General features: G+C 53.7%; 22 protein-coding genes and 1 tRNA gene. 9 read left to right on the plus strand and 14 right to left on the minus strand.

Annotated features, from left to right (window positions below; translation table 11 throughout):
• Positions 1-670: 670 nt before the first annotated feature.
• Complete coding sequence (locus A8O26_RS16255) at positions 671-1,354, minus strand: AbiV family abortive infection protein (protein ID WP_064118905.1); 684 nt, start codon at positions 1,352-1,354, stop codon at positions 671-673.
• Between the two features lie 118 nt (positions 1,355-1,472).
• On the opposite strand from A8O26_RS16255, the gene A8O26_RS16260 reads away from it, so the two are divergent.
• The 3 genes from A8O26_RS16260 (at position 1,473) to A8O26_RS16270 (ending at position 4,473) form a co-directional block, all read left to right on the plus strand.
• Positions 1,473-2,084 (plus strand): hypothetical protein, encoded by a 612-nt coding sequence (locus tag A8O26_RS16260; RefSeq protein ID WP_064118906.1) that lies wholly within the window; start codon positions 1,473-1,475, stop codon positions 2,082-2,084.
• A gap of 977 nt (positions 2,085-3,061) precedes the next feature.
• The gene (locus A8O26_RS16265; RefSeq protein ID WP_155740666.1) at positions 3,062-3,943 is read left to right on the plus strand and encodes a hypothetical protein; all 882 of its coding nucleotides are present in this window, start codon (positions 3,062-3,064) and stop codon (positions 3,941-3,943) included.
• On the plus strand, positions 3,919-4,473 hold the full coding sequence (locus A8O26_RS16270) for an AAA family ATPase (protein ID WP_064118908.1): 555 nt from the start codon (positions 3,919-3,921) through the stop codon (positions 4,471-4,473). The genes A8O26_RS16265 and A8O26_RS16270 overlap by 25 nt, the downstream gene beginning before the upstream one ends.
• Before the next feature lie 8 nt (positions 4,474-4,481).
• Here the strand turns inward: A8O26_RS16270 and A8O26_RS16275 are convergent, their stop codons facing one another.
• The 13 genes from A8O26_RS16275 to A8O26_RS16335 form a co-directional block, all read right to left on the minus strand.
• Positions 4,482-5,219, minus strand: coding sequence for a methyltransferase domain-containing protein (locus A8O26_RS16275; RefSeq protein ID WP_064118909.1), 738 nt, complete (start codon positions 5,217-5,219; stop codon positions 4,482-4,484).
• Positions 5,220-5,238: 19 nt separating this feature from the next.
• Positions 5,239-6,423 carry a DNA methyltransferase gene (locus A8O26_RS16280; RefSeq protein ID WP_155740667.1) on the minus strand — a complete coding sequence of 395 codons (1,185 nt, stop codon included), beginning with the start codon at positions 6,421-6,423 and terminating at the stop codon, positions 5,239-5,241.
• On the minus strand, positions 6,410-7,711 hold the full coding sequence (locus A8O26_RS16285; RefSeq protein ID WP_064118911.1) for an HD domain-containing protein: 1,302 nt from the start codon (positions 7,709-7,711) through the stop codon (positions 6,410-6,412). The genes A8O26_RS16280 and A8O26_RS16285 overlap by 14 nt, the downstream gene beginning before the upstream one ends.
• A 772-nt stretch (positions 7,712-8,483) precedes the next feature.
• Positions 8,484-8,672, minus strand: coding sequence for a hypothetical protein (locus A8O26_RS16290; protein ID WP_064118912.1), 189 nt, complete (start codon positions 8,670-8,672; stop codon positions 8,484-8,486).
• Positions 8,673-8,737: 65 nt separating this feature from the next.
• A complete protein-coding gene (locus A8O26_RS16295; protein WP_253756896.1) occupies positions 8,738-9,718 on the minus strand; it encodes a chromosome segregation protein SMC in 981 nt (326 codons plus the stop codon).
• Positions 9,719-9,809: 91 nt separating this feature from the next.
• Positions 9,810-12,716, minus strand: coding sequence for a DUF927 domain-containing protein (locus tag A8O26_RS16300; RefSeq protein WP_064118913.1), 2,907 nt, complete (start codon positions 12,714-12,716; stop codon positions 9,810-9,812).
• Positions 12,713-12,985 (minus strand): DUF3077 domain-containing protein, encoded by a 273-nt coding sequence (locus A8O26_RS16305; RefSeq protein ID WP_064118914.1) that lies wholly within the window; start codon positions 12,983-12,985, stop codon positions 12,713-12,715. The genes A8O26_RS16300 and A8O26_RS16305 overlap by 4 nt, the downstream gene beginning before the upstream one ends.
• Positions 12,982-13,266, minus strand: coding sequence for a hypothetical protein (locus A8O26_RS16310; protein ID WP_064118915.1), 285 nt, complete (start codon positions 13,264-13,266; stop codon positions 12,982-12,984). The genes A8O26_RS16305 and A8O26_RS16310 overlap by 4 nt, the downstream gene beginning before the upstream one ends.
• A gap of 528 nt (positions 13,267-13,794) precedes the next feature.
• Positions 13,795-14,100: a hypothetical protein gene (locus A8O26_RS16315; protein WP_064118916.1), complete on the minus strand. Its 306-nt coding sequence runs from the start codon at positions 14,098-14,100 to the stop codon at positions 13,795-13,797.
• The gene (locus A8O26_RS16320) at positions 14,097-14,378 is read right to left on the minus strand and encodes a helix-turn-helix transcriptional regulator (protein WP_064118917.1); all 282 of its coding nucleotides are present in this window, start codon (positions 14,376-14,378) and stop codon (positions 14,097-14,099) included. The genes A8O26_RS16315 and A8O26_RS16320 overlap by 4 nt, the downstream gene beginning before the upstream one ends.
• A gap of 100 nt (positions 14,379-14,478) precedes the next feature.
• Positions 14,479-15,318, minus strand: a complete 840-nt coding sequence (locus A8O26_RS30255) for a hypothetical protein (RefSeq protein WP_064118918.1) — start codon at positions 15,316-15,318, stop codon at positions 14,479-14,481.
• Between the two features lie 279 nt (positions 15,319-15,597).
• Positions 15,598-16,839, minus strand: coding sequence for a tyrosine-type recombinase/integrase (locus tag A8O26_RS16330; RefSeq protein WP_064118919.1), 1,242 nt, complete (start codon positions 16,837-16,839; stop codon positions 15,598-15,600).
• A gap of 164 nt (positions 16,840-17,003) precedes the next feature.
• Positions 17,004-17,088, minus strand: a tRNA-Leu gene (locus tag A8O26_RS16335).
• 108 nt (positions 17,089-17,196) lie between these two features.
• Here A8O26_RS16335 and queA point away from each other — a divergent pair.
• The 6 genes from queA to A8O26_RS16365 all read left to right on the plus strand — a co-directional run bounded on the left by queA (position 17,197) and on the right by A8O26_RS16365 (position 23,300).
• The gene (gene queA, locus A8O26_RS16340; RefSeq protein WP_064118920.1) at positions 17,197-18,261 is read left to right on the plus strand and encodes a tRNA preQ1(34) S-adenosylmethionine ribosyltransferase-isomerase QueA; all 1,065 of its coding nucleotides are present in this window, start codon (positions 17,197-17,199) and stop codon (positions 18,259-18,261) included.
• A 14-nt stretch (positions 18,262-18,275) separates the two neighbouring features.
• Entirely contained in the window at positions 18,276-19,391 is a 1,116-nt protein-coding gene (gene tgt, locus A8O26_RS16345; protein ID WP_162130185.1) for a tRNA guanosine(34) transglycosylase Tgt, read from the plus strand.
• Positions 19,392-19,434: 43 nt separating this feature from the next.
• Complete coding sequence (yajC, locus tag A8O26_RS16350; protein WP_003227923.1) at positions 19,435-19,773, plus strand: preprotein translocase subunit YajC; 339 nt, start codon at positions 19,435-19,437, stop codon at positions 19,771-19,773.
• A 64-nt stretch (positions 19,774-19,837) separates the two neighbouring features.
• Entirely contained in the window at positions 19,838-21,706 is a 1,869-nt protein-coding gene (gene secD / locus A8O26_RS16355; protein WP_064118921.1) for a protein translocase subunit SecD, read from the plus strand.
• 9 nt (positions 21,707-21,715) lie between these two features.
• Positions 21,716-22,630, plus strand: a complete 915-nt coding sequence (gene secF / locus A8O26_RS16360) for a protein translocase subunit SecF (RefSeq protein WP_064118922.1) — start codon at positions 21,716-21,718, stop codon at positions 22,628-22,630.
• A gap of 121 nt (positions 22,631-22,751) precedes the next feature.
• Positions 22,752-23,300 carry a glycine zipper 2TM domain-containing protein gene (locus tag A8O26_RS16365; protein ID WP_064118923.1) on the plus strand — a complete coding sequence of 183 codons (549 nt, stop codon included), beginning with the start codon at positions 22,752-22,754 and terminating at the stop codon, positions 23,298-23,300.
• Positions 23,301-23,391: the final 91 nt, after the last annotated feature.

Genomic DNA, 23,391 nt, shown 5'->3' on the forward strand with positions numbered 1-23,391 from the left:
TGTTTTGCCCGCAGGAAAGTTTTTCAGCGCGTTCGTGTAGCTCTAATCATGCCCCGTCGTTGTGTCAGGGGAGCACCTGGTAATGCTCCCTGTCGGTGCCATTAGCGACATGCGCCTTATGGCCTTTGAGCAGCCCATGGCCGCGTAACAGCACGCTCGCGATGTGAAGGGCGCCATAATCGCTATTTGGCCTGCGGCCCTCTCACGAGCCTCTGTAAGGCGGTGTTCGAATACACGCTCAAGATAGCTTGGGAAGGCCTGTCAGAGGGGCGGCTAGCGCAATGCCTATACTCAGTTAAACCATAAGGGCAAGGCACGAGCCATTGAGCAAAGTGGCTTGCTGCCTGGTAGGTCTTGAGTTGCAAGTCGGTGAGGTGTGGCGTGACTGTACGCTTGGGAATCTGTACAGAGCCTGCAGCAAAAAAAGGCTGGCTTGCGAGGGGAGTGAAGGATGAAATCCCGGAAACAAAAAAGCCCGCAGTTAGCGGGCTTTAGAGTTGTTACGTAGACGCTGGTAGTCGTCTATGTCTTGCAAATGGTGCCGAGGGAGACTCGAGCGTTTCATATAAACCGTGGTCTGTAGCCCTTTTATACTGCAAGGGATACATGTAGGGATACATGGTCATAAGTGCTGTGCTTTACAAAAGGGTAAGTCGGGGGCCCGGCCAGGTCAATCGACCAGTCCACCGCGAGCGAACTGCTCCATTTTGTTTGGTCCGGCTTCTTTCAAGCCTTCCGCTTGCATAGCTCCATACCAATCGATCAAAGCCTGCTTCATTTGTCGGTCACTCCGATTCCAAACAGGCTTGAGATGTTCAACCCATAGTGCGATCTCTCGCTCAGTCGTCTGGGAGCCGGAGCTTAAGATTTCTGCTGTGTTGACGAGCATTTTCGCCAGATCGAGGTCGATGACCTCTTCCGGAAGAGACCAATGAGCTTTGCTCCCCAGGCAATCAGTATAGAAACCGATTTGTTTCAGTTGATCCAGCAGATGCGGGTGATCCGAATCCTCGTCAAACAGTGGGCGCATGTCATCGAGAGATCGGGCTCCAGTGGCCACCAGTTGGGGAAGAATCCACTGTAGATTCTTGCTGGTATGAGACCGATACCTCCTCCACTCCGTTTTCAGATCCTGCTCGTTTTCGGCAAAAGCCAATGAGCGGAGAATTGAAATCTTCCCGGCCTCTTCAATGGAAAGGATTGCGAGTGATACGGCTGAAGGGAGACGACCAGCGTCAATAAGCAATCTGGCATCCTTGGCGAGACGTGCCGCGTTTTTTAACGCGGCGTTCATTCCATCAGCTATTTGAGTATTGGAAAGTGGGCCTTTGTAGCTGTCGAGTTTTTGCTGCATGGCAGCCCCCTCATGCACTTTATGGATGGGCACATGTGGCTGCGCCGGTGAAAGGTTCTGCTATAACCGGTCTCTACCGGTGTGACGCTTTTCAAATTTCAAGATAAGAGTGTTAGCAATGCATTCCAACCAGGCAGTGAGCCAAGCTTTACAAATTAGATTCGGGGCTTTCGAGCAGCGCGAAAGGGATGATTACGAAAGCGAAGGCATCGCCCATGGAGCCGCTCTTCTTGCTCTGGATGTCGGGATCATAACGAATGACTCATTACTGATCGCACAGGCACAAGAGGTTCTCGACAGCATTAATCGTAGTCGTGAACTTGAAGACGAACAGGAAGCGCAGTACATGGCCGACACCTACGCTGATTGGGACGCATCGCAAGAAAAGCACAAGCAGGCGTTTGCCATGGTGAAAGAGCTAGTAGGTAAGGAGTTTCATGACCTACGTTGGAACGCGTTGGTTGAAGTGTACAAAGAGGCGTTCCCGACATTTCTGGTGAGAGATTCGGTCTATGCGAGGATTGGTCCAAAACAGGCGGCTACTCGTCTTCGTGCTGAGCTGGTTGAGCTGGTGAAGAGCAAGCGGTTGGACAGAGCACCCACCAGAGGTGAGGTACATGCACTGCTGCCAGATGCCAAAGCCCTATTAGAATCGCGAACCCTTGGATATTTAGAGCGGGCCTTGCCAGGGTTCGATTTTCAAGGTCATCCGATCTTCAGCTCGAATTAGGTGCCGGGGACCCTGGGAGTTTTGCAGTTGCACGGGGTCGGAAACCCGCAGGACTGTGTTAGTGGGAGGATTTCAAAGTTACTGAAATTTCAGGCATTGAAATCGAAAGAATTCTGCTGAAAAAAGGCCATCGTTACCGCAGCGGTAACGATGGCCTTTTGTGTTGATGATAATGGACACCTTGGGCCGTCAACCAAGTCAACCTGTCAACCACTGTACAAAAATCAGCCACTGCCAAGATCACGCGGGTTTTGTGCCCCGTGTCATTCAGAAACGCACAGGGGCCTCTGCGACCTCCCATCATCTGTGCAACTGCACTGGTGAACTGCGTGTTCACCCGGTTCACCTGTTCACTAAGCTGGGTACCTGTCTGCTAACAAAGTCCCGCGGGTTTCCGACCCCGTATGAAGCCGAAGTCTTCAGGGGCCCCGGCTACGACAAATGGAAACCCCATCATGTCCGCTGGTGGTAACAATGTCGTAGGGGGGCGGGGGCTAGCCAGATGAAAGCTGTGTTACAAGTGTTACTCGTGTAACGGTCTTCACAAGTAATTGTATTTATTGGATTTTTTCATGTAACACTTTCCCGTCGCTTCCGATAGGTGTGGTGTTACCATCCTCGCAAGTGTAACGCTACGCATGGCCAGTGCTCCTCCTCTTTAGAATGTAAACTACCTTCCGGTCCAGCTTCGGAGCAGGTTGATCGAGTCTCCCTTAGGTTGGCTGCATGAACTGGGGATTGTAGGCTTGGCTACACACATCCACCTGAAGCGACGCATGGCGAGCTTACAATCAGTCTCAGAAGAGGTTATTTCAAAGCAATGCTAAGGTACATGCATTCGTCTGCCTTGAAGGCAGGTTGTGTTTTGCTGGAGCGGTTGAAACGACGGTAGTATGATGCTCTGTTAAATGGTGCACAGTAAGTCGTACATGATCTAATTGAATGTTGTATAAAATATAATCGCTAATGGAGTGGCTGTGAGTACTACAACTCAAATTGAACTAAGGCGAACCTTTATTGCAATGTTGTTTGCCCTCGTGGCAGCAACGGTTGCTCAACAAATATCCGAACTGTTATTTGTTGTCACTGGAGGCTGGGATTCGGCTTCAAGCCCGTCAAAAATGTTTGAGAATTTGACTGCTGAGCGCGGTGCTTTGTTTGCAACGCTATCGCACTCCTTACTTGCCCTTCTATTGGTATCCATGAGTTGGGTGATGTGGTCGAAGTCGCAAGCGGGTGGATTAAAAAAGGATATCACCTCAATTTTTTCGAAAGAATTTGTAATTCTTTTGGTTGAGGTTTTTCTAGTTGTTCTATATTTTGCAATTGTCAAAACAATGGAGCAAAATTTCCAAGAGTATACTAGTAAGAAGACAATTGCGGCGTATGTTGGAGTCACTTCCGCCAGGCCTGAGGCGCTTCAGTTGATGTGGGTGTTTGCAGTATATTTAATCTGGGATTTAATTGTTGATGTTATCACAAGCCCTAGACTCGACTCTCAGCGGCAAGCACTGCCTTCGGGGTTTTTAAGTTATCTTAGTGGTATAGGTGCGTACTGTTCCGTTTCAATATTCTGCCTTCTCGGTGCATGGTTAGTCAGCAGTGTTTCAGCTTCAATTGCGTCACCCTTTCAAGCTGTCCTAGGCGATATTGCATTATTGTGCATGCTATTGCTTTTTGTTCTGGCTAAGCAGTTGGAGTATTACACTACGAAAATTTTTCCGCTGGAAAATACGAGAGATAATACACCGCGGAAAAACCCTCCTAGCGTCAAGGCTTGTGTTGGGATGGTTGTTCTGATTTCTGTTTATACCTATATTGTGATGGTGTTGATATGGCCGCCCAGCTTCCTAAAGTAATCGGTATGGTTGGCCCTGTTAGGGCTGGTAAAACTACTGTTACTAAGTATCTTGTTGAGCGGTACGGATACACTCTGGCTTCTAACTCTGAAATATTAAGAACGATTCTTGCTGATATGGGCCTTGAGCAAACCAGAGATAACCTTGGCATGCTTGGGAACTCGCTTTTTAATATGTTTGGGAATGACCTTCTAGCAAGATACAGGATCGAGAGGCTTGGTCTCGACAGAATAGTAGTTGATGGTATTAGGTATTCTGAAGAACTGACACACTACAGAACTATCCCTCAGTTTAAACTATTGGGAGTTAGGGCTACTGATGAAGCACGTTTTGAGAGGGCTCTTTTTAATTCAGAGGAGTTCAAAGACAAAGAGCTAACTCGTGTGAAATTCGATCAGATGGTTTTCTCTAGAAGCGAGCTGCATGTTCCAGCGCTGTTGGAGCAGGCAGATAAGGTGATCGACAATAATGATTCTCTAAGTCAGCTCCTATCAAAAGTTGATCAAGCTATCGAAAACTGGATAGCTTGAGCTCAGGGCTAAACTGCGTCGACGCGCATTAGTACTTCGCCGCAGTTGTATAGATGGTTTAGGTCTTTTCCGATAATCCAGTACTCATGATCTCTGCAAAGCTCTTTTGTGTCATGTATCTTATATATCTTAAAGCCGGCTTCTTCCATGTCAGCATGAAGACGCTCTTTCGCTTCAATTGTTCTTCTGTAAACATTTGCAATCATGGCGCCATGTGGGCTCATTGTTCGATAGAGCTCGATGAGCTGTTCCTTGTAAAAGGGAAAGTGTAGAACGAACACAGCCATCACTAACTCAAAGTGATTATCGTTGAAGTGGAGCTTGTATTGAGTGTTGGAGAATAGTTGGCATTTGTTTTGTTGGTTTTCAAGCCTGTCAATTACGTCTTGGTCTGCGTCCGAGATTATAAAATCCGTCGAATTCTGAGGTTCGTCGTAGAATATCGGATGGGAACCTGCACCAATTTCAAGAAAAGTCTTAGGGGATAGCTCTACCGCTACCCTCTTAAATAGATTACGGACGTCGATATTGGTTTGGCTAATCAATTCCGGGTGGTTCGCTCGGGCTCTACAAAGATCACTTACTTCGACGGCAGTTAGTTCGTCAAGGTATGGAGTGTAGGTGTAAAAAAAATCCATAAACCTGTAATAGGTTTTTCCTTCGTGCTCAGCTTTGTCTGGCCCTTTTTTATCGCCCAATACTTTTAGGACTTCGGGCTCAATCATTTCAAACCTGTGATCACTCATTCTCCACTCCATGGGAAAATTATAATTTTTCAAAAATTAGAATATCTTCGCACTTGACGCTTGCCATAAGCCGTCTCCGGCTTGATTTGATGTCTCTTTCTTTACGAAGGCTTAATTTGAATCCTGTTGATTCAGCAGCAGATATCAACTCAGTCGTAGTTGACGCCCTCGCGGCAGATTCTCCGACCACCAAAGCCATTGAGCAGTCTTTCTTCAATGTGCGATGGCACTGAACAAAAAAAGAGTTTATAAAATTCATATAAAGCTCATGGCTGTTCTTTCTGGTGCGATTGGATCTAGCACCTGACTCGTGCGCTCGCAGTTTTTCGAAGTCCCTAAAGCCGAGCTGATCTGGAGCAAGTTCCTCTTTATCAAACCAAAGATAGCTTAGTCGCTGTGATTTTATATAGTCCGCTACCCCATAATATGGTGGGGAGGTAACTATAAAATCTATATGTTCATTCGGCAATTGCTGCATGTTTTTTACACAGTCACCGTGAATTAGTTTGTATCTAGATCTAGTGAGTTTTCTTGTCTCGTTTTCTGAGTGCACCTGAATTAGCTTGTGTGACTGATCGGTAATCGTTATATAGTCATTCGCCGCGTTTATGAAAGTGGATAGTGCGTCTTTAAAGGTTAATTCGAAGGGCTTAGGTTTGACGTTGTCACAAACCCATCCCCAATGGCGTCCCTGCGAAGAAGTATTTTTTAGTATTCCTGAAAATACTGCAAGGAAGCATCGTTTGGTATCTGCATTGGTAATTCTTAAAATTGCGGCCAGAATTCTATTTAAGGTGTTTAGTGTGTCTACGTGATACCAGGCTGCCAGCTCTTCATGGTGCGGGTGTTGCGAAGCTTCATTTGTGACGAAGAACTTCTCGGTGTCCGTAATTATGGTGTCAAGATGCCGTCGTAGATGTTTTGGCTCGGGGAAATGTAATTTCGCCTCGCTCATGAGTAATGCGATTGGGTTAGTGTCCATACCAATAAAGTTTCGTCCCAAGCGTATAGCCTCTACGCCAGAAGTTCCCGATCCATTGAAAGGGTCGAGTACTAAATCGCCTTTTTCTGTGAAAACGGGAATCAATGTTCCCGGAATTGCTGCAACATATGTTGCCGGATACCAATGTAAAGAATGTATTCCGGAATTCCCAAGGTTGGGAAAAGACCAGTCAATATTTTCAAGTTGCTCATTTGTATTCAAGTTGAAGCTCGTCCGTCTTAGAGTAGAAACTTCCTGTGTACGTTTCGGGGAAATCAAAGTTAAATATGTCAGTTTCAAAGAGCTCAATGAAATTCTTAATTGCTTCTTGGCGCCATTTCGTTGATTGCGCTTTAGTAAATCTAATTTTTTCGCTACTCTTTTTAACTAGTGCGATCATGCAGCTTGTCGAATTTTTGCCAATATGAACGGTTTTGTTATCGTCCAGTGTTGCTTTAATACGTCTGCTTACTAATCCTTTTTCATTCCATATAAAATAGCCGGAATTTTTTGTAACTTCAGGTATGTTATTAGACATGTGGTCGGATATGTCTTTGTTTTTGAGTTTTTTAGTTGTGGAGAAGTTCTTGATCCATACATAGTCTACCAGTTGATACTCACAGCCTGAGATAAGCTGCCATCCAAGAGTTTCAGTAGATGGTTCATGACGAAGCTTATCCTCAAATTCCGGCTCAGTCATATACCAGTCGGTAGGCGTAATTATATCGTGCTCAACGGCAAGTCTGACGAGATCGGTCTGAAGGGCGTTGTATGGAATGCACTCTGGATGTGCAATTATCATTGTGTATATGCGTTCTCTGAATTCGAGCCATCTGTTTAGCGGCTCAATGGCCTCTTTTGTAAAAGTTATGCCGCTTAAACCTTTGAGGCGCATGGAGTTGCGTATTGCTTTAATGTTTTCTTTAGCCCCATCCCAGCCAAGCATAGCTGCCATACGATGCACATTATCAATGTTGTCGATATCTATGTCGGCCGAAACAGGGCTTGTTGTCCCTTTCTTGGGGCAAACTATATTAATCACAGCTTCGATGTCGACGCCGTGTTTTTGCAAGATGGGTGTCAGCTTTAGTTCTTTATTCTTAACAATGTGCTGAAATGTATTTTCGTTGCCTAGAGTGCCGCGAATGATCTTTGCTAAATTCTCTTCATGGTTGAAGTCTGGAGTTATATATTTCAGCTCGGACTCAACCAGATGTCCGTACGGAGGTATAGCGGCGTCGTGTAGCAGTGCTGCAGCGAGTAGCGCTTTAGTGTCATTTAAGTTGAGATTGCTCTTATGTGCCAACTCCACAGCTAGGAAAGTCACACCTATGGAGTGTGGGAGGCGACGAGATCTTCCTAGCTCTTGAATTAGCGGCACATCAAAGTTCATCTGCCGCATATTTCGCAGTCGGTGAATCTCCGGGCTATCTATAAGATCTGCGAGTAGGGAGGTCAGATTCTCATCAGAGAATCGCATGAGCCCATGTAAAATGTCGTGGAATTCCATATGGCCCTTCAGTCAAAGCGCGTGCAAGGTGTACGCCCAAAATCGGGTGCTATGCGGCGATTGTACACAGATAACGCGAACAGATCATTTGTGCAAACGTCATCCTGCAACCACAGACTATCTAGGGTTTTTTACCCGCTCAAACCACCTTTTAGGCTTGGTAAGGCCTGGCGTCGGCTTAAGCTGGGAAGCAAGCCTACAACGGCGATTCACTGGGCAAAATTGATCGTTAAAAAGACGCTATAGCTTGAGTTTCGAAAGGCCGCGGAAACGGGTGGTATCCGAAGCACCCTGGATGGTCTTCTCAGACGAAAAACTGGGATCCTGGCTACCCATCACGGCGTATCAGTAGTAAGTAACTGTTAGCAAATACGTGTCGTGTATGCTGGTGGCGAAGTTTTGGTCTATCTAATTGTATTGAAAAGACAAGTCCAAAGTTGGTTGGCTGGCATAAAATAAAAATGTATTGTATTTGTTTTTAGTAAGTTTGGAGCGTTTTGTACGTGTTGTTTTGAATGTAAGTATTGATCTTAAGATGTTAAAAAAGGCCCCTTAAGGCCTTTATCTTTCGAACTTTTAAATTTGTTATTCGTCTAGCTTTAAAATTGCGTCGAATTAGTCTTCGACTTTTAGTTTTTGAGTGCTTGTTATCACACCTTTGGGCTCTAAGACTTCCCTTGGAGGTAGGACGTTTTGAATCGCATGCTCACGAGACTTGCGAATACCAGTCGTGGAAGTCTGAGGTGTGCCGTATCTGGCGCTTCTTGGATCATTACGGCCGGCCTTTCAATTTACCTTCCACATAGCTCATTTCATTCTTGATGAGATTGATGGTGAGTGCCTGGACCTTTGTGGTCTTTCCGGTTTTGAGGTCGACAATTTTTAGCAAAGCGGTCAAGTGCTCCTTGCGCGCTTTCAAGGTGTCGCTCCAGCTCGCGCTGCTTCGGATTTGGTTGATCATGGTCTTCGTCCTTTTTGTGTTACAAACAGCCCGCGTGCGCAGGCTGTTTCCGGTGGCTCAGTGCGTTACAGCGAAAAGATGTCTTCTACGGTGAACTTGTACGAGCGGTCAGCGAGTTCACGACTGCCCCATGTGTCGAAGCCTTCACCTTCTTTAGGCAGCACCAACCTTCTAAGGCTGAGTTGGTCGCCGCCCAGCAAACGTTGGGTAGCCCACAGCTTGGCGCCCATATCCATCAGTGCTTGAGCTTTTTCGTTCCACTGCTCTGCCAGTACCTTTTCGGCCAGCAACAAGGCCGTTCTTTGGATGGCTAGGTTTTCGCTTTGCGCCTCGGCAATGTGTTGGTCGACGATGACCAGCTCCTGCTCCAGCGCGGTAATGATTAGGTGCTGGCGACGATTGTGCTCGATGGCAGTCGCAAGGTTTTTCGCAGCCTTTTGCGCGTCTGTATTGGCGTTCTTTTCGCCCTCAGTGTCGCCCCAAGCCACTGCCTGTGCGTAGGCGGTGGCTGCATCTGTTTCGGCTTGCCGGGCCTTGGCCAAGTCTTCTACCGCTTGCTGCTGGATTTGCTCCAAACGGGTGCTGAGGCTCTCGCGTTTTTCGTTGAGCTGTTGCTCGTCGGCTTTCCAGTTCGCCATCGATTCGGTGTAACCGGCCATCAAAGTTTCGTGATTGAGCAGTTGTTCGCGTCGAGTGATCTGAGTATCTAAGATCCAGGCATGGTGTTTATTTGAGTCGTATGGGAGTTTCAGCGTGTTGTACTCACTGCGGACTTCAAGCAGACGATTTGCATCCAATTCGTCGTCGCCCTCCAGTAAGGCTTCCAGCGGTGCCATCTCGGCGTATTGCTCTTCAGCCGTCCTCAGGTATTTATCACGGCGGATGGTGAGTTGGTCGATCTCATCGATCAACCGTTGCTTCTTTTCGTAATTAGCGGTCGCGTGAGTGCTATCCGAGTTCGGCAGTGCAAGTAAGGTGGTCTCGCTGCAGTTCAGTTCGCTGACCAGCAGTGCATGTTGTTCGGTAGAAGCTTGGAATTCTTTCATCTGTCTTGTTCCTTCAAATTAGGTTTGGGTTGAATGAGCGGCTGGCGAGGCCGGGAGTAAGCCGGCGTTACCTCGATCAGCGGGGATGCCCTCAGGCAGCCCGAGCCTCGCTTTCATCCGCTCCCGGAATCGTCTTCACGATGTAGCAGCGTTGCGGGCCGAGGCCGGGCAACCGGACCAAGCACGATGCTTTGCCGTCGCTGGCCGGTTCCAGCACTCCGCGCTGCAGCAGTTCCTTGTTCACGGCGTTGATGTTCATGCCCCGGAAGATCTCGGAGCGCCACGCCTCAGGCAGCACGTAATAGGTGTTGGTGGTGTGCATGGTGTCGCCCATGCCGTGCTCCAGCGTCTTGCGAAAGCCGAGACGGTCGATGGTGCGCGGACCGTGTTCGTCGATCTTGGCTGCCGCCGATTCCCAGCGGGTGAAGCGGCTTTCGCCGAAGCGTTCGATGACCTGGCGCAGGCGCGCCAAGATCGCATCACCCTCGAAGTTACCGGCGCCGCCTCGTTCGTTTAGCCAAGCATTCAGGCATACGCGAGCAGCAGTGGTAGCGGTTCCGTCCGGCCAGCCGGTGATGCCCATTGCTGTGGCCAGCTCGCCTGCTGCGGCGGCGAGGCCGAAGCGAGCAGCGGCACGGTGTGCCTGTCCACTCGCGGACGCCGGGAGCGACTTGGCAATAAAGCCTTCCAGCGTGCGGCGCAGGATGGCGGACCATCCATGATGCTTACCGGGTTCACACAGCGCTGACAGGAAGGCAGTGAGTGGTGTGCCGTAGTACTTCGCTACGCGAGCCTTGAGCGCGTCGGACAGGGCAGCGGCATCTTCGAAACCGTTGAGTGTGTCGAACATACCAAGGCCTTTGCTGGCATCGGCCGGGACTGCAAGCATGCGCACCTCCATGCCTGCCTTCAGTTCCTTGTTGGCTTCGGCCATGTGCTGGGCTAAGGTCTTCTCGCCGGTCGAGAGAAACAGCAGGCGCCACTCCTGTACCTGTCGGCCAGCTTGGCCTCGATCGTTTGCGCGTGCCTTCCCGGTGCCATTACCGAGCATGTACACCGTCTCGCCGATGATGCGCGGGTCGCACATGCCGATCTCATCGAGCACCAGAAGGCCATCGGAATGCGCGGCGGCGATGGATTCGAGCGCGTTGTCGGTGGACCGCCACGAACGCACCAGGCGCGGTCCGCCGTAGATCGAAGCGGCAACTTGCAGGTGCGTGGTCTTTCCGCCGGAGCTATCGCCGTACAGGTGAAAGCCGCCCGACTCATGGCCGAGCATGTGCAGCAGCGGCCCTGCGAAGGCCACGCCGACGACAAATGCCAGACGATGATTACCGACGCACAGCGCGCCGATCTGCTCCTGCCATTGTTCAAGCGTGCCCGCTTCGCTGATCGGAGGAAGTTGCGAACCGGCTTCGTAGAAGTGCAGGTGCTCGCTGTGCGCGCCGACCTGCTGCTCGGGCAGAAGAAACGCAGTATCATGCCAACCCAAGCGCGTGACCAGCCGTGCCCTTTGGGCGCTGTCGAAGCCTCCGAGATAGCTCTGCAGGTCATTGCGTGCATTGCGCCCCGACCGACTGCCTGCGAGGCGTAGCCCCATGTCCACCAGCGGCCCGAGCACGTCTTTGCCGAAGTCACCCGTCATAGTGCGGGCCGGGATGTTCCAGCGTTTCTTAGCGCCGTCGGGATCGTCAAATTCAACCAACAATCCCCAGTTCTGACCCTTGTCGTCGCGAGTACGGGCGAGGATCTCCAGTGGCGAACACACCGGACGCGCCTCACCGTCGTCACCGGCATAAAACACACCTTCGGATGTGAGGCGAAAGCCACCGGGCATCAGATCGTTTTTCGATTTGGTAGGGCGTTTGGCGGCTGCCTTAGGCTTCGCTTCCGGCTCGGATTTGACTGGAGCAGCAATCACCTCTTGCTTGATCACGCCGAATAGCTCACCGCTGTTTTCCAGTTCGGCGAAGTGGGCGGCTGTCCAGCCTTTGGCGAGAGCATCGGCGGCATCATCACCGTCATCCCATTGACCACCTTTGGCAAACGCGGCTCGGTCGTTTTTCAGCACGGGCTTGCGTTTGAACACCTCCAGCGCGACTACCCGGACCGAGCCGGCGCCGATTCCGCGCAGCTTTTCGGCAACGGTGGCCATGCAGGTTTTGCCGCTGTCGTCGTTGTCCGGCCACAACACAACATCGCGGCCTTGGAGCGGCGTCAGGTCTGCTTTGTGCCATGAGTTGGAACCGTTCGGCCAGCAGGTGGATACGTAATTCGGCAGCAGTTCGGCGGCGGCATCGGCGGCTTTTTCGCCTTCGCACAGCACTACCGATGCATCAGCACGCTGGGCCAGTTCATCACGGCGCAGTAGGGGGCGGGGATCTGGCAGACCCTGCCAACGCCATTGCTTGGTTTGACCATCGGAGCGCTGACACCACGTGAGCGGCGCAAAGACCTTCTTCGGCTTGCCGTCTTCATCCGGGCCGAGGTCGAAGCGGTACAGCGCCATGAGGGGCTGACCCTGCACGTCACGATAGATCCACACCTTGGACGGTGCACCGTGATCGCGATGCTTGGCCGGGCACTTGTTCATGGCTTCGGCCGGGATCGGTAGGATGGCGTTCCATGTCGGCGCCTTGGGTTTGATCGGTGCCGTCTTCGTCTTGGCTTCGCCGGGCGCAACGTTTAGCCAATCAGCAAGCTTGTTGCACGCCTCGACATCGGTGCCGCCGTCCAGATAGCGCACCAGATCGATCAGGTCGCCGCCCTTGTCGCCGGTGGCGAAGTCGGCCCAGGTGCCCTTGTTCAAATTGACCTTGAGAGAGCCGGCGCGTTTGTCGCTGCGGGTCGGGTTCGGTGCGGTGTATTCCTTACCGCCGTCGACGCGCTTGCCGTTGGGCAGCCAATGCGACAGGACGCGATCGATGTCTTTCAGCGCGGCGGCCTTAACGTCGGCGAAGCTCGGACGTTTATCTGTTCTGCTAGGTCGCTGGCTCATACGTCAGCCCTCGGCAGAAACAACGCGTCGTTGATGTCGTCAATCAGGGCTTTGGCCATCTCACCCAAGTACAGGGCGGGCCAACTGAAACGCTCGCCGTTGTCACTCATGGCAGCGTCGAAATTTAGTTGGTTCGCGTGATGCTGAAGCAACGACACCATCTCCAGCGCGTCCTCAACGGGCCTACCGGCATTTACTCTAAACAGCTTCAAGTCGGTGGCGTTGACGCGAGAAAAAGTAGCGTGGCCGGGTGTAGTGGAAGCGCTCATAGCGCACCGCCTTTCTGCACAGCAGGCTTTGAGGTGTTATCGCCGTGCATTGCAAGAGTCTTGATCAGACCGAGGGTGCCGCGCACATCCCAAAGGACCGCAGCAATGATGTGATTGGCAAGGCGCGAGGATTCGTTTTCGAAGTGATCCTCAAGCAGCGTCAGCACTGAGTCGGCACGATCAATGGCGCAGGTAATGGCGTCGATGGGCACACCGGCATCAGCTTTTGGATTCACGCAAAGCAGGTCTTCAGGCAGCGAGAAACTCAGGGCGTTGTTCATTGGGTGCCACCTGCGATTTCGAGTGCGCGGGCTTTGGCCATGTGAGCGTTGTAACGGGAGAGGCGTGTAGCGAGGCTGGAGTTGGCGTGTAAAGCGGCGAGAGCCATTGCACGGTGTGCAGCGGCGCGAATTTTGGACGGATTGAGTGCGGGCATGGGTGACGCTCCAAGTTTGAGGATGGAGCTGCCACTGATCGTCGCCAAACGATTTAAGGTGGCAGCTGTGCGCAGGTTGGCGAACCGGGAACTTGGAACCCGGCAGACCCGAAGGTCTCCCACGCACAGCTGCCATAACACGAAACGGCGGGCACAAAAAAAGCGCCTGCTGTCGGTTGGGGCGCCTGTGCGCCAAGTATCTCGGGTCGCCAAACCCGGTCGCTGAATTTGCAGCGACGGTCAGAGAGTAACGTCCGTTTTTCCAAAGTGCAACTGCGCTGATGGCTTGCGGTTTTTTCAGGTGCGGCATAAATTGTTCGTGCATTTAGATTGACCTCAACGCCTCCGGATCGCCCCCGGAGGCGTTTTCGTTTCAGGCATGGGCTTCCCAGCGCAGGGAAAGAAGGGGCAGAAATCCGCCGCTGAGCATGGAGCGGGCGTCTTCGTAAGCGTCGACCTGCTGGCCTTCGTCGACGATAACGGCCCCGGTCTTTTCGCAGTGGAGGGAGAGGGCGCACCAGGTGCCGTCGGCCCAGCTGAGCACGCTGACAACGCGACCTCGCCTGCCCTGCTGGCTGCGGTAGCGTTCAAGACGCTGCATGACACGAGACGAGAAACCGATCCGACGCAACACGGAAAAGGGGTGCATCAAAGCGTTCTTTGCAGTCTTGTGGCTCATGCAGCCACCTGATCACGTGCCTCGATGCGGCTGCGTGCCCAAGCTTGAACTTCGGAAAGGACCCAAGCGACAGGGGCGCCGCGTGCGTTGCTGTTGCTCAGTTTGACGGGCTGCGGAAAGCCGCAATCGGTGCGCTGCATCAGTTTGTAGATGGTCGAACGCTTCATCCCCACGATGCCTTCCACCTCCCGCATACGGATTAAAGTTGAAGCGGCATCAAAAAGTGAGGCTGCGTTGGCGGGAGTCTTGCGGGGAAAATCGGTGACAGAGGTGCTCATAGGTATTGCTCTCGATTGATTTGGACAACGAGAGCAATGGTCTAGAGATTGGTCGGCGGTGAGCAGTTCACTTCCATTTGAAATGACATTGAAATATCGGTCACACCACAAAATTGCGCTTGAGGATTCCCTCCACGCTTTTGCGGGTTAGCGCTTTTTCGGTTTCCAGTGTCACCCACTCAGCGCGCTGTTTGAGTGGTTTGGACACCTCCCGTTCCAGCCAGGCGTGAACCGCCGTGGTCACGTTTCGCCGTGACATTCCGCTAGCCACGTAGTGTCGACCTTGCCTAATGATTGCTGTATCCCGTGCGCTGATTTCTTCGTTACGCTCCATTCCGCTGATGATGCCGCCCTTAGTGCGGATAGCGTTCTCGATTGCCCTGTTAGCGATTGGGGTCAGCTCGTCACTGATCAGGCAGGGTAGGGATGTTATGGGCTCCAAAAACAGCACGTACTGGTCCAGTGCCTCAATACGTTCGTTAGGATCGACCTGCCTTTCCACAACCTGACAATAAAGGTCCCACGACCAATCCGTTGGAGGCTCGGCAACATGCGACCAAGCCTCTTGTTCGGTGGAGCGCATCCAGTCAGCTAAGGCGCTCAGCGCTTTTACTGCGCAGGCCATAACGTAGGCTGCATATGCCTCGCGCTCCGATGCTGAATGACACTTGCTGTATTGGCGAACCCAATGCGCGAGACGGTTTTTTTTGTCGGTTGAGGCGTACTGAAAAATAGCCTCCTCATGCATCGTTGTCTGGATGCACATGCTGCTCATGTCGCTGCTGATGTCGCCGGTCTGGATGCGAATACAGCACTGATTGATCAGCTCGCACACGTCAGTGATCTGTTCATTGCAGAACTCGTAGAGTGGCTGCTCTGAGAGATATTGGATGAGGCCAGCGGTTAGCGCCGAGTGCAAAATCGGGTGGGTATCAATCATGCCAATGGCTCTCGACTTGCAACGCACTGTCCCGCGCCCTGCGAGTTTGAAGCATAGGCAGCGAGATTTGCGCTGTTGCCAAGTGTGAGGAGTGTCGGCCCGCAGCGGGCAAGGGGTTTGTCGCGGCGTTACACATTCGGCGTGCGTTACATCGAATGTACGGAACTGCGTGCTGAAGTGTAACGGGATTGAAAGCCAATGAATCCGGGTGTTTGGCCGGCACCGTTACACGAGTAACACCCGTAACATGGATTTTGACGGTGGTACGGATAGATGCACTCATACCGCTTTTCCAAATTGTCCCTTGATCACCTTCTCGCATGCCAACGCATCAAGGTGATCTGCATACCACTGCATCATCTTCACCCTGTGCTCTAGGTATTGAGCCTTGTTGTATACCCCGGATATTCCCTCTTCTTTGTGAGCAAGCTGCGCTTCGACATGCTCTTTCGGCCAGCCGTGTTCCCTGAGCAAAGTGCTGGCGGTGTGACGAGTCCCATGACCAACCAAACGGCCTTTGTAACCAATCGTCGCGAAGACTTTGTTGATGGTGTTTTCGCTAATCGTCGGATTCTTCGCGCCCACTCCGGGGAATAGCCAGCGACTGCGACCTGTTAGGCTGTGAAGTTCTTTGAGAGCGGAAAGCGCTTGCTTAGGGAGTGGACAAACAAAGTCCCTGCGCATCTTCATCTTGGCGGCAGGCGTCGTCCATATTGCTTTATCAAGGTCGAACTCTTTCCATTCAGCTAACCGAACCATGCCCGGTCTCGATGCGGTCCAGATACAGAGCCATGCTGCAGTTCGGGCCGTCAGCCTGCTGGGAGTGTTTTTGAGTGCTTGGAGGAACTCTGCCAGCTCAGGCTCCAACAAATGAGGATGCTGCTGAGTCTTTGGGGCTCGAGCTGCAATATCTCGTAGGCGACTGCCCGGATCGTTTTCCGTGAGGCCTAGGCCGATGGCACGCCCGAATATCTGATTGATCCAAGTGCGGCACTTTTCCGCCACGTTGTGTGCGTCTCGGGCTTCGAGAGATGCCTGAAGTTCTGCACAGTCGGTACGAGTGATTTCGTCAAGGGGCTTATCTCCCAGCGCTGGGAGTATGTCTTTGTCGAGGTAAGTGCGGATTTTGTTAAGAGTGGAGGGAGCGAGTCCCTTTTCTTCCTTGGCCTTGAGCCAAGCTTCAGCTGCGGCTCGGAAGGTCCGAGTCCTGGCAGCATCAATTGCTGCTTTGGCAGAGCGTTTTTGCTCGAGAGGATCGGCCCCGCTGCTCACTACCTTGCGCAGTTCAGCAGCTTTGTCCCGTGCCAATGCACCGCTGACTTCTGGATAACCCCCCAGCCCCATCCAAGCCCAATTGCCCGCCGGACGTTTGTAGCGGAGCTGCCAGGATTTACCACCGTCAGGTTTAACCCTGAAGTAGACGCCGTTTCCGTCCAGCTCTCGGTATTCCTTTGATTCCGGCTCCAATCCCGCAAGTGTCGTGTCAGCGAGAGGGCGGCGCTTGATGTCTGCGCGCTTCATCCTTGTATCCCAAAGTTCGGTATTTTTCTCAGGATACAAGCAGGGATACAGGGATACAACGGATAAGGGGAGACAGGGGTAGACAGACAGGCACAAAAAAACCGGCCAAGTGGCCGGTTTCTCTGGGTCTGAGAGGCTGGTAGAGACTCTCAGATACTGCTATGTGGTGCCCCGAGGGAGACTCGAACTCCCACTCCTTTCGAAAACGGATTTTGAATCCGCCGCGTCTACCAATTCCGCCATCAGGGCTCAATGGCGGCGAAGTATAGAGATGAGATTACCGTTGGTCAATCACGTTTCATGGTCTATTTTCGATATTTCCGCTAAACTTTCCGGCCCTGCTAGACGAACCCCATCATGCGTGTTGCTGACTTTACTTTCGAACTCCCTGATTCGCTGATCGCTCGCCATCCTTTGGCTGAGCGTCGCGGTAGTCGCCTGCTGACCCTTGATGGGCCGAGCGGTGCCCTTGCACATCGTCAATTCACTGATTTGCTTGAGCATTTGCGCCCGGGCGATTTGATGGTGTTCAACAATACCCGGGTGATTCCGGCGCGGCTGTTCGGGCAGAAAGCCTCTGGCGGCAAGCTGGAAATCCTCATCGAGCGGGTACTCGATACGCATCGGGTGCTGGCCCATGTGCGTTCCAGCAAGTCGCCGAAGCCGGGTTCGAAGATTCTCATTGATGGCGGTGGCGAAGCGGAGATGCTTGCGCGTCACGATGCATTGTTCGAGTTGGCCTTCGCTGAAGAAGTGCTACCGCTGCTCGATCGCGTCGGGCACATGCCGTTGCCTCCCTATATTGATCGCCCGGATGAAGGTTCGGACCGCGAGCGTTATCAGACCGTGTACGCCGAGCGCCTGGGTGCAGTCGCCGCGCCGACGGCGGGGCTGCATTTCGATCAGTCACTGATGGAGGCGATTGCCGCCAAGGGCGTCGAAACCACGTTCGTCACGCTGCACGTGGGCGCGGGGACGTTCCAGCCAGTGCGCGTCGAGAAACTTGAAGATCACCACATGCACACCGAGTGGCTGGAAGTCGGCCAGGATGTGGTTGATGCCGTCGCCGCGTGCCGTGCGCGCGGTGGTCGTGTGATCGCTGTCGGCACCACCAGTGTGCGTTCGCTGGAAAGTGCGGCGCGTGACGGCGTGCTCAAACCGTTCAGCGGCGACACCGATATCTTTATCTTCCCGGGCCGCCCGTTCCACGTGGTCGATGCCTTGGTGACCAATTTTCATTTGCCGGAATCCACGCTGTTGATGCTGGTTTCCGCGTTTGCCGGTTATCCCGAAACCATGGCCGCCTACAAGGCTGCCGTCGATAACGGTTACCGCTTTTTCAGCTACGGTGATGCGATGTTCATCACCCGCAATCCCGCACCGACTGCCCCTGAACAATCAGGCCCAGAGGAAACAGAATGAGTCGCGAATGTCGCATGTCCTTTGAGCTCCTTGCCACTGATGGCAAGGCCCGTCGTGGTCGTCTGACCTTCCCGCGCGGCACCGTCGAGACCCCGGCCTTCATGCCGGTGGGCACGTATGGCACGGTCAAGGGCATGTTGCCGCGTGACATCGTCGCCACTGGCGCGGAAATCATTCTGGGCAACACCTTCCACTTGTGGCTGCGTCCCGGCACTCAGGTGATCAAGGAACACGGCGACCTGCATGATTTCATGCAGTGGAAAGGCCCGATCCTGACCGACTCCGGCGGCTTCCAGGTGTTCAGTCTGGGTGCGATGCGCAAGATCAAGGAGGAGGGCGTGACCTTCGCCTCTCCGGTCGACGGCGCCAAAGTGTTCATGGGCCCGGAAGAGTCGATGCAGGTTCAGCGCGACCTCGGTTCCGACATCGTCATGATCTTTGACGAGTGCACACCGTACCCGGCCGACGAAGACGTCGCGCGCGTTTCGATGGAATTGTCGCTGCGTTGGGCTCAGCGCTCGAAGAATGCCCACGGTGACAATACCGCGGCGCTGTTCGGTATCGTCCAGGGCGGCATGCACCAGGATCTGCGCATGCGCTCGCTCGAAGGCCTCGACAAGATCGGCTTCGACGGCCTCGCTATCGGCGGACTGTCGGTGGGCGAGCCGAAGCATGAAATGATCAAGGTGCTGGATTATCTGCCGGGCATGATGCCGGCTGACAAACCTCGTTACCTTATGGGTGTTGGCAAACCGGAAGATCTGGTTGAGGGTGTGCGCCGCGGTGTGGACATGTTCGATTGCGTGATGCCAACCCGTAATGCCCGCAATGGGCATCTGTTCATTGATACCGGCGTGCTGAAGATCCGTAACGCGTTCCATCGCCATGATGAATCGCCACTGGATCCGACCTGCGATTGCTATACCTGCCAGAACTTCTCCCGCGCTTATCTGCATCACCTGGACAAGTGCGGCGAAATGCTGGGAAGCATGCTCAATACCATCCATAACTTGCGCCATTATCAGGTGCTGATGGCTGGTTTGCGCGAGGCTATTCAACAGGGTACATTGGCCGCCTTTGTCGATGCCTTCTACGCCAAACGCGGGCTCCCTGTTCCGCCTTTGGACTGAGTTTTCTGACCCCAAGATTCAACATTTGCAACTGGAGTGCTAAATGAGCTTTTTTATCTCTAACGCCATGGCTGACGCAGCTGCACCGGCTGCTGCCGGCCCAATGGGCGGCGGCTTCGAGTGGATTTTCCTGGTCGGCTTCCTGGTCATCTTCTACCTGATGATCTGGCGTCCACAGGCCAAGCGCGCCAAAGAGCAGAAGAACCTGCTGAGCAGCCTTGCGAAAGGCGACGAAGTTGTGACCACTGGCGGCATCGCCGGCAAGATCACCAAAGTGGCCGATGACTTCGTGGTTCTGGAAGTTTCCGACACCGTCGAAATGAAGTTCCAGAAAGGCGCCATCGCCGCCACGCTGCCAAAAGGCACGCTGAAAGCGATCTAAGAGCAACAACTTCTACTCAATCGACGGGGCGCGCAAGGCGCCCCGCGTCATAACGGGCGGCGTGATGCTGAACAAATATCCTCTGTGGAAATACATTCTGATCCTGGCGGTGCTGGCGATCGGTCTGATTTATTCCGCTCCGAATCTATACCCCGATGACCCGGCCATTCAGATCAGCGGCGCCAGCACGGCTCTGCAGGTCAATCAGGCCGATCTGGACCGCGTAAGCACCGCGCTTCACGAGTCCGGCATCAACGTCAAGGCAGCTACGCTGGCGGCAAACGGCAAGGGCGGCCTGATTCGTCTGAGCAAGGCTGAAGATCAGTTGCCGGCCAAAGACGTTGTGCGCAAGGCGTTGGGTGATGACTATGTCGTCGCGCTGAACCTGGCACAGACCACTCCGCAATGGCTGCGCAACCTCGGCGCGCACCCGATGAAACTGGGTCTGGACTTGTCCGGTGGTGTGCACTTCCTGCTGGAAGTGGACATGGACAAAGCCCTTGATGCACGCCTGAAAGTCTACGAAGGCGACGTCAAGAGCCTGCTGCGCAAAGAGAAACTGCGTTATCGCAGCCTGCCGCAACTGGGCGGTGCCATTCAGTTGGGCTTCAGCGATGAAGACTCCCGCGAACAGGCTCGTGCACTGATCCGCAAGAACTTCAACGATTTCGACATTGTTCCGGCCGACCTCAACGGTCAACCGGTGCTGCGTCTGGCGATGACCCCGGCCAAGCTGGCGGAAATCCGTGAATACTCCATCAAGCAGAACTTGACCACGGTACGTAACCGCGTCAACGAGCTGGGTGTTGCCGAACCGATCGTTCAGCGTCAAGGCGCCAACCGCATCGTGGTTGAGCTGCCGGGCGTGCAGGACACTGCCGAAGCCAAGCGTATCCTCGGCAAGACGGCCAACCTTGAGTTCCGTCTGGCTGCAGAGCCGGGTGCTTCGAAAGCCACTTCCGAAACCTTCGAGTTCCGTGAAGGCAAGCGTCCGCCAGCACAGATCGAACGTGGTCTGATCATTACGGGTGACCAGGTCACCGACGCCAAGGCCGGTTTCGGCGAGCACGGCACGCCTGAAGTGAACATCCGTCTGGATGGTCACGGTGGCGAGCTGATGAGCCGCGCGACGCGTTCGAACGTCGGCCGCAGCATGGCGGTGATCTTCATCGAGCAGCGTCCGATCACCACTTACACCAAGCAAGTGGTCGACGGTGTCGAGAAAGACGTCGCGGTGCAAACGTTTAAAGAAGAGAAAAAGATCATCAGCCTGGCGACCATTCAGTCGCCGCTGGGTGCTCAGTTCCGCATCACTGGTCTGAACGGCCAGGGCGAGTCGTCCGAACTGGCGCTGCTGCTGCGTGCCGGTGGTCTGGCGGCACCGATGTACTTCGCTGAAGAGCGCACCATCGGCCCGAGCCTGGGTGCTGACAACATCACCAAAGGTATCGATGCGTCGCTGTGGGGCATGCTGTTCGTGTCGCTGTTCATCATCGCCATCTACCGCTTCTTCGGCATCATTGCCACCGTCGCGCTGGCGGTGAACATGGTGCTGCTGCTGGCCTTGATGTCGCTGCTGGGTGCAACGCTGACCCTGCCGGGTATCGCCGGTATCGTTCTGACCATGGGTATGGCGGTCGACGCCAACGTGCTGATCTTCTCGCGGATTCGTGAAGAGATCGCCGCCGGCATGACCGTGCAGCGTGCAATCAACGAAGGCTTCGGCCGGGCATTCACCGCGATTCTCGACGCCAACCTGACCACACTGTTGGTTGGCGGGATTCTCTTTGCCATGGGCACCGGCCCGGTCAAAGGTTTCGCAGTGACCATGTCCCTCGGGATCTTTACCTCGATGTTCACGGCCATCATGGTGACCCGCGCAATGGTCAACCTGATCTTTGGCGGACGTGACTTCAAGAAGTTGTGGATTTAAGGGGCTGCCATGTTACGTACAATCAACTTCATGGGCGTTCGCAACTTCGCGTTCGGCGTCACAGTGTTTCTCACGTTGCTGGCTATTTTCAGTGTCGTGCACAAAGGCATGAACTGGGGCCTGGACTTCACCGGCGGTACGCTCATCGAGCTGACCTACGAGCGTCCGGCCGATGTCACCAAGGTGCGTGAAGAGCTGGTGACTTCGGGTTACCACGAAGCCATCGTGCAGAGCTTTGGTGCGACCACCGATCTGCTGGTGCGCATGCCGGGTGAAGACCCGCAGCTGGGCCATCAGGTCGCGCAAGCGCTGCAGAAACTCGGCGGCGATAACCCGGCGACGGTCAAGCGCGTCGAGTTCGTTGGTCCGCAGGTCGGTGAAGAACTGCGCGACCAGGGCGGCCTCGGCATGCTGCTGGCGCTCGGCGGCATCCTGATCTACCTGGCCTTCCGCTTTCAGTGGAAGTTCGCGGTCGGCGCCATCGTTTCGCTGATCCACGACGTGATCGTGACCATCGGTATCCTGTCGTTCTTCCAGATCACCTTCGACCTGACGGTACTGGCGGCGGTACTGGCGATCATCGGTTACTCGCTGAACGACACCATCGTGGTATTCGACCGGGTTCGTGAGAACTTCCGTGTGCTGCGCAAGGCTTCGCTGATCGAGAACATCAATATCTCGACCACCCAGACCCTGCTGCGGACCATGGCGACGTCGATCTCCACCTTGCTGGCGATCGCTGCGCTGCTGTTCTTCGGTGGCGACAACCTGTTTGGCTTCTCGATTGCCCTGTTTATCGGTGTACTGGCGGGTACTTACTCGTCGATCTACATTGCTAACGTGGTGCTGATCTGGCTGAACCTGAGCACTGAGGATCTGATTCCTCCGGCCAACACCGAGAAGGAAGTCGACGACCGTCCATAACGGCGATCGTTTTCCCGGCTGTCAGCCCAAGAAAGGCGCGAGTTGAACTCGCGCCTTTTTTTATGCTCCAAGGCTGGGAGAAGCGCGGGCGTGTCCCGCATGTGATGGTCAGGAGGTTCATGTGAACAAGTCGTTGCTGGTTGGTGCGGTATTGGGTGCTGTCGGTGTAACTGCCGGGGGTGCTGTTGCCACCTACAGCCTGGTTAAAAGCGGCCCTGAGTATGCGCAAGTGTTGGCCGTTGAGCCGGTTAAAACACAGATCAAGACTCCACGTGAAGTGTGCAAGGATGTAGCTGTGACCCGCCAGGCGCCGGTCAAGGATCAACACCAGATCCTCGGCACTGCGATCGGTGCGGTAGCGGGCGGTTTGTTGGGTAATCAGATCGGCGGCGGCACCGGCAAGAAAATTGCCACGGTGGCTGGCGCGGTCGGTGGCGGTTATGCCGGTAACAAGGTGCAGGAAGGCATGCAGAATCGCGATACCTACACCACGACCCAGACTCGCTGTAATACAGTGAATGACATCAGTGACAAGGTTGTAGGTTACGACGTGCGTTACTCGCTGGACGGCAAGGAAGGCAAAGTGCGAATGGATCGTGATCCGGGCAACCAGATTCCGGTCGACAAGGAAGGTAAGTTGATCCTGTCGCAGAACGAGCCGGGTCAGTAACAGGCTGGTCGTTTAGAAAGAAGCACCCTGCGGGGTGCTTTTTTTGTGCCCGGAATTTTCGGCTAACCCCGGATCTCCTGTGGGAGCGAGC

This window comes from Pseudomonas fluorescens (assembly GCF_001648775.1).
Lineage (GTDB): Bacteria > Pseudomonadota > Gammaproteobacteria > Pseudomonadales > Pseudomonadaceae > Aquipseudomonas > Aquipseudomonas fluorescens_M.

Coding starts and splice junctions, on each gene's coding strand:
- A8O26_RS16310 (WP_064118915.1), bottom strand. CDS start 13,266: ATGAACAACGCCCTGAGTTTCTCGCTGCCTGAAGACCTGCTTTGCGTG.
- A8O26_RS16270 (WP_064118908.1), top strand. CDS start 3,919: ATGGCCGCCCAGCTTCCTAAAGTAATCGGTATGGTTGGCCCTGTTAGG.
- tgt (WP_162130185.1), top strand. CDS start 18,276: ATGTCCTTTGAGCTCCTTGCCACTGATGGCAAGGCCCGTCGTGGTCGT.
- A8O26_RS16320 (WP_064118917.1), bottom strand. CDS start 14,378: ATGAGCACCTCTGTCACCGATTTTCCCCGCAAGACTCCCGCCAACGCA.
- A8O26_RS16255 (WP_064118905.1), bottom strand. CDS start 1,354: ATGCAGCAAAAACTCGACAGCTACAAAGGCCCACTTTCCAATACTCAA.
- A8O26_RS16285 (WP_064118911.1), bottom strand. CDS start 7,711: ATGGAATTCCACGACATTTTACATGGGCTCATGCGATTCTCTGATGAG.
- A8O26_RS16275 (WP_064118909.1), bottom strand. CDS start 5,219: ATGAGTGATCACAGGTTTGAAATGATTGAGCCCGAAGTCCTAAAAGTA.
- A8O26_RS30255 (WP_064118918.1), bottom strand. CDS start 15,318: ATGATTGATACCCACCCGATTTTGCACTCGGCGCTAACCGCTGGCCTC.
- secD (WP_064118921.1), top strand. CDS start 19,838: ATGCTGAACAAATATCCTCTGTGGAAATACATTCTGATCCTGGCGGTG.
- yajC (WP_003227923.1), top strand. CDS start 19,435: ATGAGCTTTTTTATCTCTAACGCCATGGCTGACGCAGCTGCACCGGCT.
- A8O26_RS16330 (WP_064118919.1), bottom strand. CDS start 16,839: ATGAAGCGCGCAGACATCAAGCGCCGCCCTCTCGCTGACACGACACTT.
- A8O26_RS16290 (WP_064118912.1), bottom strand. CDS start 8,672: ATGATCAACCAAATCCGAAGCAGCGCGAGCTGGAGCGACACCTTGAAA.
- A8O26_RS16300 (WP_064118913.1), bottom strand. CDS start 12,716: ATGAGCCAGCGACCTAGCAGAACAGATAAACGTCCGAGCTTCGCCGAC.
- queA (WP_064118920.1), top strand. CDS start 17,197: ATGCGTGTTGCTGACTTTACTTTCGAACTCCCTGATTCGCTGATCGCT.
- A8O26_RS16295 (WP_253756896.1), bottom strand. CDS start 9,718: ATGAAAGAATTCCAAGCTTCTACCGAACAACATGCACTGCTGGTCAGC.
- A8O26_RS16260 (WP_064118906.1), top strand. CDS start 1,473: ATGCATTCCAACCAGGCAGTGAGCCAAGCTTTACAAATTAGATTCGGG.
- secF (WP_064118922.1), top strand. CDS start 21,716: ATGTTACGTACAATCAACTTCATGGGCGTTCGCAACTTCGCGTTCGGC.
- A8O26_RS16315 (WP_064118916.1), bottom strand. CDS start 14,100: ATGAGCCACAAGACTGCAAAGAACGCTTTGATGCACCCCTTTTCCGTG.
- A8O26_RS16305 (WP_064118914.1), bottom strand. CDS start 12,985: ATGAGCGCTTCCACTACACCCGGCCACGCTACTTTTTCTCGCGTCAAC.